Origin of the sequence: Pseudoalteromonas umbrosa (assembly GCF_030125375.1) — a bacterium.
GTDB classification, from domain to species: domain Bacteria; phylum Pseudomonadota; class Gammaproteobacteria; order Enterobacterales; family Alteromonadaceae; genus Pseudoalteromonas; species Pseudoalteromonas umbrosa.
The window spans coordinates 816,318-833,303 of record NZ_JASJUU010000003.1 but is presented as its reverse complement, the minus strand read 5'-3'; the positions used below and the strand labels follow the sequence as shown (position 1 = coordinate 833,303).

Below are 16,986 nucleotides of genomic sequence, written 5' to 3'. Positions count from 1 at the left end.
AAATGCCATTATTACCGTTGCTGTGATTGAACAAAATAAACACTAGGATTCTAATGTAGAGCTTTTTTCATCGGTGCCTTGCACCATATTGCACTCGCTTAAATCTGCTAAATACTGTTTAACAAGATCAGAAAACCAGTTAATTGAAAGGCATTCACTACTGAATAACTCTTCAATATCAATTTGAATCCCAAACTCTTTATTGATCTCGGAAAATACCTGCACTGCCGATACAGAGTCTCCGCCTGCATCAAATAAATCTTCATCTTGCCCAAACGAAGCGCACCCAAGAATGTCACACCAGATTTCGTTTATTTTTTTTGGGATCGGATCCAGATTTTCTATAACATCTGCACAGTTTTCATTTGTCTGCTCCGAAGAACCTTTAGAAATCCCCTCCATCAGATCAGCTAGATTTGATGGGTCCATAACTGGTTGTTTCATTTTTATCCCTTTATCAACTTTATATCGTATTAAAATTATTAAAATCTAAGAAAAACAGTGACTAAAACAGGCTATGTCTCAGCACATCCCCCTCATTAAAACGATTAAATTCAATCGACTTCAAAAAATTCTCTGCAGGTTTATTTCTCGCGGTAGGCTTAAACAAAACATCAATCTTGCCGAGTCCTTTTTCCTCTGCTCTATTACACAGCCAGTCCCACATTTTCTTCTCGACATTTTTTCCCAGAGCCCTGCAACTCAATAAAAAGTTTTCAACCACAATAGAATCACACTCGATTCGATAAAATATGCAGCCAACCTCTCCATACTCACCAAACCTATCTTTAACCGAGACAAGCATGCACTTAGAAGTACTGCTTCCAATGCGTTGACTCGCCTGCGCCCTATCAAACTGAATACCACTGAAGTTAAATTGATTAGTACGCACACTTAACTGACATGCACGTGCAATAGATTCATCGCTGATTTCGTATATATTGAGTTCTAAGTTTAAATGCGCTAAAAACTCTTCATGGCTAGTAAACTTGGATTGCTCGGCTTTACGTAACTTATCTTTTTGATAAAACCGAGTTCGGCTTGCATCAGCTTTGCTCACTGCAGGAACATCCAAAGCCCACTGGTGTTGTAAAAACAACATAATGTCGTTGGAATTATCAGGGAGTTGTAAACAAGTAACCTCAGGACATGCGCTCTGAACCTCACATATCTCAGTTGGGTTATCATCGATAAAAATAAAACTATCTAGTCCAAGGTTAAGCTCATTTGCTAGGCGAATTATATTGCTAGATTTTAGATCCCAATTGATCCCATGAGAGACAATATGAGACTTCTGCAATGGCATTTTCCCTTGATGGTAATCGAATGCAGCCCAGACATCCTGTTCAGTATTTTTGCTGCATAAGCACAACAAAATACCTTTGTCATGCAACTTCACAACAAAGTCTTGCAACCCAATGTAGTCATGATTTAAAACAAGATTCTCGACTCCATCTTCTCCAACAACTCCTCCCCACAGCGTATTGTCACAATCCAGCACCAAGACCTTCTTGGGTTTAATCTTCCTTGAAACAATGAGCCGTGAAGCGATTGTACCCAATGCGGTATAGCACTCTCTCGAATAAGGCATCAAGGTAGTTGCATATTCATATTCATTAAAATACTGACATGACGGATATAGAGAAAAAAGAGTTTCCTGAGGTTCAAAATGTACATTATCTAGCTGCTTTAGCTTAGTTTTTAACTCATTTCTTAGATCAGAGGTATTGATGTTTAAGGCATCCGAAGATGGTGCTTCAATCAGCAGTATTGGGACAGAGCCATTCAGTGATGCATACTCAAGTGCATCAAAGAGTTCATTTGAAAACGACTCTACTACCGACAAGCTTAGGTCAATCGATTGACTACCTGCATAACAATTTTCATATCTAAAAAAAATGACAGAGGAAAAATTGGAGGTGTCATAAAACTCACTTTTTTTATCGTATAACTTTGAAATAAAGCTGTAAGCTTCAGAAAAGTGTATTGAGCTTTTCACTTGATAACTATCTAACCAATAGTTCATTACGTTATTTACAGGCTTAATAGTAAAATTAGAAGCCAAAAACAGATTATTTAATTCAACGTTTTCCATATTCTACCTAACCTAAAACACCATAAATCTTAAAAAACATTTAAATCACTAATAAAGTTAATCAACATCAAAGCCATAAACACTAAACTTTATGAATATGGTAAAAAACTCTTTTGAAAAAACGTTTTTATAAAAATAAAACCTACGCCTATTTCCTACACAAACCTTGGAAAGAGATTAAATTATTAATATATAAAGGAAAAATTAGCTAAGGCTCTATCTCTCCATTTCTAAAAATCTCGAAAAATCATCAACATGTGCAAAACAAGTTTTCATCGGATAAGGAAGCAATTTATTACGCTTAAACCTATCTGAAACTTTCTTATTTAAAGTTAAATTTGAGGATATAAACTGTCCCCAAAATCCTAAATTCCCTTTTATATCATGACTATCTAATGAACCATTAGCCTGCCATTGAGGTGGAAAAACACGGAGCCAAGGCTTAAAATTATTTAGCCATGTTGTTCCCTCTATGTATTTAAAATTATTATTTTTAGCATCATTAACCATCACTTCCAGTGCCGACATCATGCACTCTTTATTACCTAGAATAGATTTAGGGTAATGATGATTTTCAAAATGAAACTCTAACTTATTTCCCTCAACTCCTAAATTATACTTAAATGGATTCATTAACTTATATTTAGGATCTGTACACATCCATTCTAATCCTTCCATATCCTTATCTACCCTAGGCTCTAAATATGGCTTGATTAACTTAAGGGAAAAAGCTTCAAAATCATCAAAATTAACACTATTGCTTATATAACTTTCAAGTTCAGACAATATTTCATCCCACAAACAAGGATCTGATGATTTGGTGTCGCTATACAGGTTATTTAAATTGAGACTTGTATAAGCCAACAGCATTGTCCTGGTATTAACAAAGTTAGCAAAGCTGTCACCTGAAAATACATTACGAAAATGAAAAATAAACCAAATTTTAAGTTTCACCATATCCAATAGGTAATCGTAATGTTCTTTTCTAGAAATCATCTATAAACGCCTAAAAACAAAAAACTTAACAAAAAATACACCACAAAGTCATTTTAAAACCACAATCAAACACAAGTGAGAAACACTTACTAAACACTTAATTCACACAGATAATACGTGATTAAACACAATAATCAACACTGAGTTATTATAAAATTTACTTTTCTGTGCATATTACAACCATATGTAACTTTAAATACTGCCCAATACATTGACTATCAGCTTAAATTTAAGTCAAAACCATAGCTAAGGTGTACATCTCACAATAAATTAAAGAGTATTGTTTAATAAAATTCATACAAACCAAATCAATAATCGTAATAGTCAGACTCACGAAATTAAAAAACAGCACTAAATCATAGAATTTTAATTTTGCTATCAAGTCATCCAAAAAGATAAAAACAGTGAAGTATTTAGATAATTTAAAACAAGTGAGACAGGGTGAAAAACACCATCAAACAAGAAGAACCAAGCAAACTTAAAGGATTAAAAAACATCTAAAAAACAGAAACCTAAAAATTTTAACCATATACATTTTTACGTAACTTTAGAAACTTTAAAATGGTTCAAATTTAAAAATAATAGAGCATAATTTATCACGCTATAACGAATGGGAATTTTTCAAGTTCAAATGAGCATGAAAGCTAATTCAACTATTACTGAAAAATAAAAAACAAATTAAAATCAAACATTAAGACCAAATTAAATTTAAAATATTCAATAATAAAAATAAAAAAAGAATAAGTTACCTTACAGATTAATTAGATGAATATATTTCATACATGTAAGTACTAGACTGCTTCAAAAATACTATTTTATTTAAATTGGGTAATCTTCTTAAAGCTCATAAATGCAGTGCCCCAGCTAGGTACTTAGGCATTTTTCACACATACAAGCATTGGGAAAATCAATTTATTAAACTTTAAAAAAAATAATAATTGAGGGAAATCACGTTCTATTTATAACAAAACTGAAGTTGCCACCAAGTTGTATTTAATAAAACTTTGTGCATTAATAGTTAACACTTTTAACTTTAACAGTCACAAAAATGCAAATTATTAACAGCTTGAAATTGAGTGAATCTCTTCATCAAGATATTGCATATCGTATGTCTGAAATATCCAAATATGAAGAATCAATTTTAGAAAGAGATACAGATTTTTTTTTAGAAAAGATTCGCTCAGGATTTTGTATTGTTGCCTTAGATAAAAGTTCAGACATAAGTGTAAATGAAAGGTTAATAGGGTTTCTATGTCTAAATAGATTAGAAAACACTGTAGCAGAGTTATCAGCAGGCTGGATATATAAGTCATATCGTTCACAAGGATTATACTCTAAATTGAAATCTAAGATAATCGACTTAGCCGACTCTGAAGGAGTAAAGATAATTGGCACCACCAAACCAAAAAGTGGTGGTACATCAGCATTAATAAGCAGTGCAAAAAATGGAATTTTTCCAGTCTCTTTTGATTACCTCAAGATAAACCACCCTCAAGCTTTTAAAAGCTGTTGTGTTTGCAGTAAAGATAGAAACCACGAAAAATGTGACATTAGGGATATAAAGTGCATTTTAAGTATTAACGAAAACATATATGAAGAAAGCGAAGAATTTCTTAGGTCCGGTTATGAAGGTGACTCAATAAACAACCAAACCAAAGATATTATATTAAATATATTAGAGAGAAATAAAAATGAAATTTGCAAAAGTATCTAGGATAGATGTATCTCCATTATTTGGTAATGATATATCTAAAAAAATTGAGGTTGCCAAGCTAATTGATCAAGCATCCAAGGAAAGCGGTTTTTTTTTAGCAGAAAACCACGGATTAGATGTTCAAGGGCTTGCTGAAGTAACAACTCAATTTCATCAAAAAATTACCCCTGAAGAGAAGTGGAATTTGGCAATTGAGGCCTACAACCCGCAAAATAAGAAACAAAAACGAAATGGCTATTATATGCCAATCGAGGGGAAAAAAGCGGTTCAATCATTCTGTATTCTTAACCCTTCTTTTACTGCTGATCACCCTCATATACAAGCCGGCACACCCATGCATGAGGTAAATGTATGGCCTGATGAGAACAAATACACAGGATTTCGTAATTTTCAAGAGAATTACTTCCGTGAAGTTTTGGATTTTTCAAAAGTATTACTTCGCGGTTATGCCCTAGCGCTAGGCAAGGACGAGGACTTTTTTGAGCCGTATGTTAGTCAAAAAGGAAGCCTCTCTGCTGTGTCATTGATCCGCTATCCATTTCTTGAAAATTATCCCCCGGTGAAAGAGGCTAAAGACGGCACCAAGCTAAGTTTCGAAAGTCACTATGACGTATCGATGATAACTGTACTGTATCAGTCTAAAGTCCAAAACCTTCAGGTTTTAACCGACGAGGGGTATTTGGATATACCAGCTACAGATGACTGTTTTTTAGTTAACGTGGGTACATATATGGCTCATATTACTAATAATTATTACCCATCACCTTTACACCGTGTTAAGTGGGTTAACGAAGAGAGATTATCTCTTCCATTCTTTCTCAATCTAGATCATGAAAGTGTCATCGAGCCCTTTATTCCTCACTCAAATGACGCCTCAAAAAATGAAGCAATTACTTACGGTAGTTATCTTCAAAAAGGATTAAGTGACCTCATTGTTTCCAATGGTCAAACCTAACCACATGTACATATAGAAAACCTACACAAGTAGGTTTTCTTTTCGTTTTTTTGAAGTTTATTCTTATATGGAAGATAGTTTATGAGCTTGTATTTTAATTCACCTGAGAAGGTCAATTTAGCGCCTACTTGGAATCTGGATGGACTGATCCCTGATAATCAACGAGATCGTATTTCAAAAGAGAAATCTTATAGAGTCGAAGCGCCTGCAAGTATCACACGTACTTTTGAGTCAAATATCATTGAAAACTTATCCCTTTATCAGGATGAAAACCAAGTTTCTCAAAATGCCATAGCGCGTTTACTATGGCATAAGGTATTGGGTGTATTTGGGTTTACACGTCAAACAGTCACATTAGTAAACATCGAAATTAACGAAAAAACCTATTGGGCAAGAGACTTTTTTGATCATGATAAGATGGTCAATACTGAGTTTTCAGATATTATCTCTGAATTACACAAAACCAAACCGTTAACCGCGATTGCAGAGTTACCTTACACAAGTGTTTTGACTGTTAACTCAGCGGCTGTTGATGATTTCAAATTATATGCACCACTATGGGCAGATGTGTACACTGATGACAATGGCCACTTAACTTGGACAATACACTTTGATGCAGCATTATTCGATCATTCTCGCATTGCTGCCATGCTAGAGTTGTTGAGTGTAATTGCCGATCAGTTTTCAGCTAATCCAAATATAACTGAATCCCAGCTTGAATTAATAAGCCCTTGTGCAAAACAAGAGTTACTCGCTTGGAATAATACCGATGGCGATTATCCATCTCATAAACGCTTGCACCATCTCATCGAAGAAGCAACCGAACGTACCCCGCAAAAAACAGCCGTCGTTTACAAAGAGCGGAGTATTAATTATCAACAGTTAAATGGAAAATCGAATCAGATTGCTCGCTTCTTGCTAGAACAACAAAATTGTAGCGACCCGCGCCAACTAGTCGCATTAATAATGGATAAAGACGAACTGTTGATAATGGTAATACTTGGTATTTGGAAATCAGGTGCTGCATATGTTCCTATTGATCCTGGGTTTCCTGATGAACGGATCCGCTTTATTCTCGCAGACTCTGGCGTTAGGACAATCTTAACCAGTAAACCTTATGTCCATCGCATTACTGCGCTAAGTGAGAAAAGCGCGAAAGTTGTCGATATAGATGACATGTTTGACTGCTTAACAAATACAAACCACAGCCAAGAAAACTTTGACTTAGGGCTAGCAAGCACGGATCCAGCATATATGACCTATACATCAGGTACCACTGGTGTTCCTAAAGGCGTCATTAAGAATAACCGTAGCGTTATCAACAGTATTACCTATTTGACTGAAGCTTATGAAATTGGTCAAAAACACAGTGAAGCAATCGCTCTTTTTTCACCTTATGGCTTTGAGCCTTTTGTTCGCCAATTACTCATTGCGCTCATAAATAATCAAAAGCTTGTCATCTTTGATGAAAAAGATAAACTCGATGTAGTTCGCTTCCCTAAACTGCTCGAACAGCATGGTATTACCTACTTAAACGGCACATCTTCAGTTTTGCAGCAGTATGATTATTCTCATTGTCCTGCACTAAGCCGCATCCTCTTAGTCGGAGAAGAGCTAACACCAAGCCGCTACAAGCGCATGAGAAACGTATTCACAAAAACCCTTATCAATGAATACGCCTTCACAGAAGCTGCGTTTGTTACCGCTATCAAGTTTTTCGAACAAGACTCTGTAAGAGACAATCGAAGCATCGGCCGACAAATAAGAAATGTTAAATGCTATGTCCTAAATGAGCACCTCAAGCAAGTACCTCCAGGCACACTTGGTGAGCTGTTTATTGGAGGTGCAGGCGTAGCTAACGGGTATTTTAATAGACCGGAGCTAACCGCTGAACGATTCATAAAGAACCCTCACCGTAGTGAGCACGAAATAGAGCAGGGACTTAATGAAAACCTTTATCGTACCGGCGACCTCGCACGCATAGGCCCCCATGGAGAGTTAGAATTTTTTGGCCGCAATGACTTTCAAATTAAACTTAACGGTGTTCGTATTGAGCCCGGTGAAATAGAGTCAATAACACTCAAATACCCGGGAGTTAAAGCATGTGTAGTCGCTGTTAAATCCTCAAAAAATAGAGATAATGACGAAGGAAAATATCTCGTTGGGTACTATGAAGCCGATCCGGAGCAAGTATCAGAAGAGCAGCTTATAAATCACCTTGAATTACAATTACCTCGCTTTATGGTACCTGCACGAATGGTGCATATCGATAGCATTCCAGTAAATACTAATGGCAAGACAGATCTGAAAGCACTGCCAGACATAGATGCCCTTTCAGTTAGCCATGAACCAACGGCCGCACGCAATGATATAGATCAGAAGTTAAAAGCCATTTGGGCTGATACCTTAGGTATACCTGAAGTCAAAGTTGGTATTTCAGACAACTTTTTCCACCTTGGTGGCAGCAGTATCACCGCGATAATATTGAGTGCTCATATCCGTAAACAATTCAATGTTAACCTATCCATTGAAGACGTATTTCAATCACGTACGATAGAACAACTGTCAGATAAGATAACTTCTTACCAAGCCACTGGAACCACCGATACTCGAGAAGTCGCAAACACTGGCACCTTCGCTGGTAAAGAAGGATCTTATCTCGCAAATAGCCTTCAACAGGGCTTCATGTATCAATATTTGAAAAAGCGAGAACAGGGCAATAATGATGATTATGTGATGCAATCACTCTTCACTTATCATGCAAAAATTTCTGTCGAGAAGTTCAAATTGGCTTGGGAACTAGTCCAAGATCGCTATGGCGTACTTCGCACTCGATTTGAATGGAAAGAACAGCCTTTACAAACCATAAAAAAACAGCAAAAGCTAGAATGGCAATTACTCGACTATAGTACACACGAGAATATTGACCTTGCAATCAAAGAGCTGCAGGCTGTTGATTCTAAAAATGGCTATAAACTTGATGTCGATAACCCGTTTAGAGTCTACCTTATTAAACAGTCAGAGAGTTGTTTTAGCTGTTTGTTTAGCTGCCACCATATTATCCTAGACGGTTGGTCTTTAGCTAATTTATTCAATGCTTTTCACAATACGTACCTCTCTTTAGTTGACGATGAATCAGTGCTATCTGATCAAGATACAACTTACGAGCAAGCACTCTCTTTTTGGCAAGAAAATCGAAATGAACACGCTGAGTATTGGCACAAACAAATAGAAAATATTACCGAGCGTGGTGATTACAATGGCTTAGTTAAACAAGAAAAGCGATATAAAGTTTCCTTAACAGAATACGACAATGTGCAGAGCCAAAAAGCAGGCAACTTAGTTTTAAACAAACAAAAAGCAGAAAAGATCCGCACCATTTGTTCTCGCAATGGCATCACCCTACACTCCATGTTGCAATTTGTTTGGCATAAAGTACTGCATACAGTGGGCAATGCTGAGCAGACCGTTGTCGGCACAATTGTGTCTGGCCGTAATTTGCCAATCGATAACATCGAACACGCTGTGGGCTTATTTATAAACACACTTCCCCTTATCGTAGATCACACAACTACTCAAAGAAAATCAGCGCTTGAGGCCATAGGCGATATTCAATCTCAAGTAAATGCAATGAACTCTTTTGCCAACGTCGAATTGGGAAAAGTGTTTAAAGGCGACAACAAGAAAGGGTTATTCGATACCCTATTCGTCTTAGAAAACTATCCAGACTTTGGTGCCGAGTCTTTGCAAAAACATGGCATAGACTTTGAAGCAAACTATGAATTAGAAAAAGTTGACTACCCATTAGCGACAATCGTCAAAGAGACTCAAGATAATTCGATTATATGGACCCTTTGGTATGCTGCTGAATTATTCGAAGAAAACACCATTGATATGCTACTTGGGCTAATTGACTTGATCTTTGATCAGCTCATCAACGACATTACAACACCGGTCGGCAAGTTTACTTTAGTTGATAACAAACAATCTCAATTACTGGACGAAATAAATCAAACTAAAACTGACTTCTTAGTAGATGAAACGCTACACGGCAGGTTTGAGACTATGGTACAACAGCATCCAGAACGGATCGCACTAGTCTACGAACAAACTAAACTGACTTACAAACAATTAAACACACTATCCAATCAGATTGCGCACAAGCTGCGGTCCATGATGGATATAATACCAGATAAATATGTTGCTTTAGTGCTAGACAAAAATGAGCACATGTTTTCTAGTATCTTTGGTGTGTGGAAATCAGGAGGTGCATATGTACCTATTGATCCTGCTTTTCCAAAAGATCGGATCCAGTTTATTCTTGGTGATATCAATGCAAAATTACTCATCACCAATCAACGTCACTTCCAGGCAATGAAAAATCTGGTCGACAAAGACACAGACATCTTAGTCATTGATGAAGTTTGCCTCGATGATATGCCCCACACAAACCCTTCACCAATTAGTTCTGCGACGGATTTGGCGTATACCATGTACACTTCTGGTACAACCGGAAATCCTAAAGGAGTTATGATTGAGCATAGAGGCGTGTTGAATCTACAAATGTCTTTGGCTGATCGCTTTAACTTGCATGCTGATCATCAAGAAGCCTTCTTATCTTTCTCTAACTATATCTTCGATCACTTTGTTGAACAGATGACTGACGCACTTTTAAATGGTCAAAAGTTAGTTGTACTCAATGACGATATGCGCACTGATAAAGCGCGTTTGTATAACTACATTAATGAAAATGAAGTGACTTACTTGTCTGGTACACCTTCGGTGCTATCAATGTATGAATTCGACTCTTTGCCGTCATTAACTCGCATTGACGCAATCGGAGAAGACTTTACTGAAACGTTATTTAATAAGATCCGCTCTACATTTAAAGGCTTGATTATTAATGGGTATGGTCCTACAGAAGTTTCCATCACAACTCACAAACGACCATACTTACTGGAACAACCTAGACAAGATAAAAGTATTGGCTTCCCAATCGGAAATTGTACCGCCTATATCCTCAACGAAAACTTAGAAAGATTACCACAGGGCTGTGTCGGTGAATTGTATCTTGGAGGTGTTGGTGTTGCACGAGGTTATATCAATCGCGAAGCGCTTTCAGCCGAACGTTTCGTAGCTAACCCATATATACAAGACTGTGCGCACCAACCAACGCACAATGAACGTATTTATAAAACAGGGGACTTAGCACGTTGGTTACCAAATGGAGAAGTGGAATATTTAGGTCGAACTGACACCCAAGTAAAGATTCGAGGTTTACGTATTGAATTGGCAGAAATTGAAGCTGCGTTAACCCAGTGTCCAGGGGTCAAACAAGCCGTAGTTATTGCTCGAAACCGTCAACTATCTAATTGCAGCACACCACATAAATACTTAGTCGGATTCTATCTGTCCGAACAAAACCTATCCGCTCAAGCGGTAACTGAGTTTCTTCGCACTAAACTCCCTGAATTTATGGTCCCTAACCAAGTAAAGCGTATTGAGTATGTTCCAGTTACTCCCAGCGGTAAACTCGATGTAAAACGTCTACCTGAAACTGCATTTTTGACCCATGGAGAAACCTATGTTGCGCCTTCAAACGCCATTGAACACAACCTCTGTAATATTTGGTCAGAAGTACTAGGACTCTCTGCAGATAAAATTGGTGTACATGACAGTTTCTTTGCTCTTGGTGGTGACAGTATTTTGGCCACTCAATTGGCTTATACCATATCAGAAAGGCTAGGTAAGAACTTAAATGTCGCCAATGTGTTTAATGCCAATACTATCGCAATGCAGTACAAATGGCTTTCGCAATCATCTGAAAATGATCAAGAGATTATTACTAAGTTGCCTAATGCATACAATCCAGTGTCACTGGCACAAGAGCGCTTGTTGTTTATCGAGAAGTTTGAGAATGGCACCAGTGCCTATAACATTGGTATTCACATGGCTTTACCACATACCATTAATCAACCCGCACTATGCAAAGCCTTACACGCTATTATTATGCGCCACGGTATGCTGCGTACGCTGATCAAAGGTGAGCTAGACGGTATACAATTACAACGCACTATTCCAAAAATCCAAGCAGTCGATTTGATAAAAATCAGACAACATGAATTTTCTACTCGTCAAGAAATGGATTGTGCACTAACAAAAGAAGAAAAGCATATCTTCTCCCTAGATCAAGAGCTACCAATTCGGATCACCTTAGCTAAAAATAATGAGGATAAAGCAACCTGCTTTCTTACGATTGTTGTTCATCATGCTTGTTTTGACGGTTGGTCTTGGTTAGTTCTACAGCGAGACCTCACAGTGCTGTACCATCAATACTGCCATCCAAATAGCTCAGTGTCATTGCCTAATTTAACACTTAACTATGCTGAGTTTTCTGCTTGGCAGCGAGAAACTTTGCAAGGTGAAAAGTTAGCCCAGCTGAATAACTATTGGATGGATAAGTTAACCAGTTATCAACCCTTACAACTAATGAATGATGTGCAGCGACCTGCTCATTTTGACTTTCAGGGCAAGGCCGTAGACTTCAGTATCGATAAACAATTGACCGATAACTTACGTGACTTAGCTAAAAAATTGGATATCAGCTTTTACAGTGTGTTAACAGGCGCATATTGTCTAATGTTAAGTCATTATACCAACCAACGAGAAATTGTTATCGGTATGCCTTTTAGCAACCGTGATCGTAACGAATTTAAAGACATGGTTGGGTTCTTTGCTAACTTGCTTGTTTTAAAAGTAGATGTAAATCCAGCTCTATCACTGTCTGATTACCTTAAGTCGGTGAGTCAAGAAATAATATCTTCCCAACAGCATCAAGAAATGCCTTTTGAGCAATTGGTGAAAAACTTAGGTATTGAGAATGATGCAAGCCAACACCCCATTGTTCAGGTCATATTTGCTGTCAATATGCTAGATAGCAGCTTTGAGCTTGAAGGTGCATTAAAAGATACTCTTCCTATGCAACCCTACAACCCGAATATGGATGGAGATATTGCCGCAAAATTCGATTTATCAGGCTGGATTTCACAAAGCGACTCAGGTTTGAGTGGCAATTTCACTTATGCCAAGTCTTTATTTACCAAGCAAACGGTTACAAACTTCACAACTCACTTTTGCATGATGCTTAATCACATTGCTGACTCTGCAATGGAACAAGACAAGATTGTCGCCCAAATTCCGACAGTGTCTGATCAAGATAAAGCACATATCCTTGCAATAAACTCGGTTGAGGCATTAACTACTGAACCAAGAGATGTGTCATTGCATAAACTCTTTGAAGAAGCCGCAATACGCCAGCCCAATAAAGTCGCTCTAGTATACGAAGATACACAGCTCAGCTTTTCTGAAGTTGATGCGCTTTCGAATCAGTTAGCCCACTATTTCTGCGACACGCTAAATGTGAAAAAAGGAGCGCTCGTTGCCTTAATGCTTGATAAAAGCGAATGGACAGTGATCTGTATTTTAGCTGTGCTCAAAGCAGGCGCAGCATACGTACCATTAGACCCAACGTATCCTCAGCAACGTATTGATTTAATATTAGAAGATACCACCCCTTCAGTGCTACTAACGAACATGCGCTATCTTAATCAGCTATCTGAACATAATGTAGTAGGTACCACTATTGCCATTGATTCTGATTCAGTAGCCAATCATATAAGCCAGATGCCTACCACCAGCTGTGGTGTAAAGGTCATTGGCGACGATCTAGCATACATTATTTATACTTCAGGTACTTCGGGTACACCAAAAGGAGTGAAAATCGCGCATGCGAATGTCGTGAGCTTACAAAGCGATCTCGCCCAACGTTATTTCACACCAGAAAGTGATCAAACGGCATTGCTGTTAGCAAATTACGTCTTCGATTTTTCTGTCGAGCAGCTTTTGGTATCTATATTTAGCGGTCATAAGCTCATTATATACAGTGCAGATCAATCTCTAGAAGCCTTTTACCAACATGTTAACCAACACAAGCTGACATTTTTGAGTGGTACGCCTACGCATATACAGCAATTCGATTTGTCTCGAATGAAACACTTAGACACTTTAGTTGTTGCTGGAGAGGCCTTTTCTGAGAATCACTATCGTCATATTAGAAAGCATTATCAAGGTACACTCATTAATGCATATGGTGTCACAGAAACAACAGTATATAACACCATCAAAGTATTTAATGGCAATGATCCTTACCAAAACTCAATCGGTAAGCCGCTTTCGAATACGCAAGCTTATGTGCTCAATGACCGCTTGCAACTTTTGCCTGAAGGCGCTGTCGGCGAATTGTTCTTAGCCGGTAATTGTGTCGGTCAGGGCTACCTAAATCGCCCAGAATTAAATGAGTCGCGCTTCATTGCTAACCCTCTCTGCGATGAGGACCCCATACCAAATAAGCGCTATCAAACATTATATAGGACGGGAGATTTGGTACGCTTTCTCCCTAACGGAGAGCTGTCATACTTGGGGCGCAACGACCAACAAATCAAACTTCGTGGCTTACGAGTTGAGCTAGGAGAAGTTGAGTCGGCTATGGCTACCTACCCAGATATAAAGCAATGTACTGTTAAGTGTGAGCAAAGAGCAGATCAAGGTGCATTTCTTGTCGGCTACTTTTTCACAGACAATGAAGACACTAGCGAGCGTGATATAGCGGAACACTTAAAAACTAAATTACCTGAATACATGGTGCCTCAGCAATTTATAAAGCTAAGCTCCCAGCTGCCAATGACTGTCAATGGTAAGATTGACCATAGCGCATTACCAAAAGCGCGGCCGCAATCCCAAGACTTGGAGGTCACCCCAGCGCGCAATGATATCGAAACGACCCTAATCACTATCTTGACAGATATTTTAGGCTCCGACGACATCGGGATAGATCATGACTTCTTCAAAATAGGTGGTGACAGTATTAGTGCAATGACGCTTGTCAGCTTTATCCAACGTGAGTTCAACCAATATGTAAGAGTTAAGGATATTTTCGATTACCCGACAGTCCGTGCTCTTTACGATAATGTATTGAAGCATAAAAAGCTTCTAACTGACTGCAAAGCTGAACAAGGGATACTGAATGGCGATTTGCCTTTATTACCAATACAACAGTGGTTCTTTTCAAAACAGCTCCACAATCGCAATGTTTGGAACCAATCCTTCTGCGTGAGAACACCTGATTTGATAATGCCTAAACTTCAACATGCGATACAGGAATTAGTGAACTATCACGATGCTTTCCGTCTTCGCTTTTCGCAGCATAATGATAAGTGGCAGCAATATTATGATGGACAGCAAACACAAGTGCCACTGCATCACCTCGATGTATCTGGCATGTCACAAGAAACCATAAATGCCAAATTGGAAGAATGGCAGAGTCAGTTTGATATTCATAACGGCGATACCTACTGCTTTGCCTATATTCATGGCTTTGAAGACGGGCATGCTGCAATATGGTTTGCAGCTCACCACCTAATTATTGATACAGTTAGCTGGCGAATTCTCATTAATGACTTACAGCGTTTGTATGATGGTGGGGCTTTAGGCCAAAAAGGAAGCTCTTATCGACAGTGGGTCAACACTGTAAAGCAACATACAATAGATAGTGAGGAGAATACGTATTGGGCTAGTGTGGTTGATGCTATGAGCACCTTACCGGTACAAAATGCGCAAAATGATACCCACAACCAACTATCATTTGAGCTGGATACCAAAAGAAGTAAATCGCTCCTTGCTGAGTGTCACACCACCTATGACACCCAAATTAACGATCTATTGCTAAGCGCACTAGGAATGGCTTTAACGAGAGTAAATGGTAATCAAAACCACTTCGTAACGCTGGAGGCACATGGACGTGAAGTCATAGATCAGCAAATTGATATAAGTAGTACGATGGGTTGGTTTACAACTATGTATCCATTTGAAATCAGCAATAAAGCAGAAATAAAGGCCAGTGTATTAGCGGTAAAAGATACTCGGCGAGCTATTCCGAACCATGGCATTGGCTTTGGTGCTCGTTATGGGTATACCGATACTCGTATGCCAGATATTAGTTTCAATTACCTTGGTCGTTTCTCCCAGAGCAATGAAAATAAAGGTCTCTGGAGCATAGATAGAACAATGTGTCACAACCTTCGAGATCCTCGTGATCACAATAGCAGTGATTGCATGACCGATATCACTGTGATGTGTCAAGACGATGTTTTTTATATCACTATTGATTCAAAGCTTGATACCGAATGGTTACAACAGTTTACTACCGCGTATCAAGATACTTTAAAAGAAATCGTCGATCATACTTTAGAGCAACCGACACACAAAACGCATGTTGAAACAAGCGAGGAACCCAAGCCAACACGGGGACGTTTCGATCCATATGTGGAATTCAATCAATCGAATACCGACGGCCCGATACTATTTGTGCTACCACCAGGTGAAGGGGGAGCCGAAAGCTACTTTAATAATCTCGCAAAACATTTGACAGAGTATCGGCTGGTTGTATTTAACAACTTTTATCTGCACAGCCAATTACCAGACATCACGTTTGAAGATTTGGCCCATTTCTATCTTGAATATGTTCAGTCTATTCAACCTCAGGGTCCTTATCATTTCTTAGGGTGGAGTTTTGGTGGTGTACTCTCTACAGAAATGTCACGACAGCTTGTTGAAGCAGGTGAAAGAATTGGTTCTTTGCACTGTATAGATTCGTATTTCAATGTAAGAGCTGCCTGCCAAGCGCAAGGATTAGGGGAAGAACAGGCTGTCATTGATATTGTGAATTATCGTTACAGCCCAAGTAGACAAAGCATGGATAATTTGGTCGAAGCGGCTGAGCAAATTGTTTTATTCAAAGCAATGACAATGAACGATGGCTACGATAATGACAAGCAACGCTTATTGTACGAATATTATCAAAAGTCAAAGTGGAATAACTTAGAGACAATGCTTGATATCGAAAATGTAGACCTTATTCCGCTACATGGAGAAAATCACGTATCTTGGGTAAATAACCAGAAGTTGTTGTCACAGATGACCGAAATAATTAACAGTAATGTTCTAGAGGATATAGAACTTTAAACAGTACAGTAAACCTATTGTGCTATTTTAAAAGTGTTAATCTGGCAGTCACCGATATAACTTGGTGACTGCCATATCAAAGTTGCTATTTAGTGTTTTTGAAACAAAATACGATAGTCCCCCTTTTAAAAAAAGCAGTACTAAGTA

6 protein-coding genes are annotated in these 16,986 nt (G+C 38.2%); 3 read left to right on the top strand and 3 right to left on the bottom strand.

Annotation, left to right across the window (positions count from 1 at the left end; translation table 11 throughout):
* Nucleotides 1-42: 42 nt before the first annotated feature.
* The 3 genes from QNM16_RS13485 to QNM16_RS13475 form a co-directional block, all read right to left on the bottom strand.
* Nucleotides 43-444: an acyl carrier protein gene (locus QNM16_RS13485; RefSeq protein ID WP_284020976.1), complete on the bottom strand. Its 402-nt coding sequence runs from the start codon at nt 442-444 to the stop codon at nt 43-45.
* A 61-nt stretch (nt 445-505) separates the two neighbouring features.
* Nucleotides 506-2,095 (bottom strand): HAD-IIIC family phosphatase, encoded by a 1,590-nt coding sequence (locus QNM16_RS13480; RefSeq protein WP_284020975.1) that lies wholly within the window; start codon nt 2,093-2,095, stop codon nt 506-508.
* Between the two features lie 216 nt (nt 2,096-2,311).
* A complete protein-coding gene (locus QNM16_RS13475) occupies nt 2,312-3,091 on the bottom strand; it encodes a hypothetical protein (RefSeq protein ID WP_284020974.1) in 780 nt (259 codons plus the stop codon).
* Nucleotides 3,092-4,139: 1,048 nt separating this feature from the next.
* Here QNM16_RS13475 and QNM16_RS13470 point away from each other — a divergent pair.
* The 3 genes from QNM16_RS13470 to QNM16_RS26460 all read left to right on the top strand — a co-directional run bounded on the left by QNM16_RS13470 (nt 4,140) and on the right by QNM16_RS26460 (nt 16,839).
* Nucleotides 4,140-4,805, top strand: coding sequence for a GNAT family N-acetyltransferase (locus QNM16_RS13470; RefSeq protein ID WP_284020973.1), 666 nt, complete (start codon nt 4,140-4,142; stop codon nt 4,803-4,805).
* Nucleotides 4,783-5,760 carry a 2OG-Fe(II) oxygenase family protein gene (locus QNM16_RS13465; RefSeq protein ID WP_284020972.1) on the top strand — a complete coding sequence of 326 codons (978 nt, stop codon included), beginning with the start codon at nt 4,783-4,785 and terminating at the stop codon, nt 5,758-5,760. The genes QNM16_RS13470 and QNM16_RS13465 overlap by 23 nt, the downstream gene beginning before the upstream one ends.
* 81 nt (nt 5,761-5,841) lie before the next feature.
* Nucleotides 5,842-16,839 (top strand): non-ribosomal peptide synthetase, encoded by a 10,998-nt coding sequence (locus tag QNM16_RS26460; RefSeq protein WP_284020971.1) that lies wholly within the window; start codon nt 5,842-5,844, stop codon nt 16,837-16,839.
* The last annotated feature ends 147 nt before the right edge of the window (nt 16,840-16,986 follow it).

Bases quoted from the DNA above. Each gene is read 5' to 3' on its own strand.
- QNM16_RS26460 (WP_284020971.1), top strand. From the start codon at position 5,842: ATGAGCTTGTATTTTAATTCACCTGAGAAGGTCAATTTAGCGCCTACT.
- QNM16_RS13470 (WP_284020973.1), top strand. From the start codon at position 4,140: ATGCAAATTATTAACAGCTTGAAATTGAGTGAATCTCTTCATCAAGAT.
- QNM16_RS13485 (WP_284020976.1), bottom strand. From the start codon at position 444: ATGAAACAACCAGTTATGGACCCATCAAATCTAGCTGATCTGATGGAG.
- QNM16_RS13480 (WP_284020975.1), bottom strand. From the start codon at position 2,095: ATGGAAAACGTTGAATTAAATAATCTGTTTTTGGCTTCTAATTTTACT.
- QNM16_RS13465 (WP_284020972.1), top strand. From the start codon at position 4,783: ATGAAATTTGCAAAAGTATCTAGGATAGATGTATCTCCATTATTTGGT.
- QNM16_RS13475 (WP_284020974.1), bottom strand. From the start codon at position 3,091: ATGATTTCTAGAAAAGAACATTACGATTACCTATTGGATATGGTGAAA.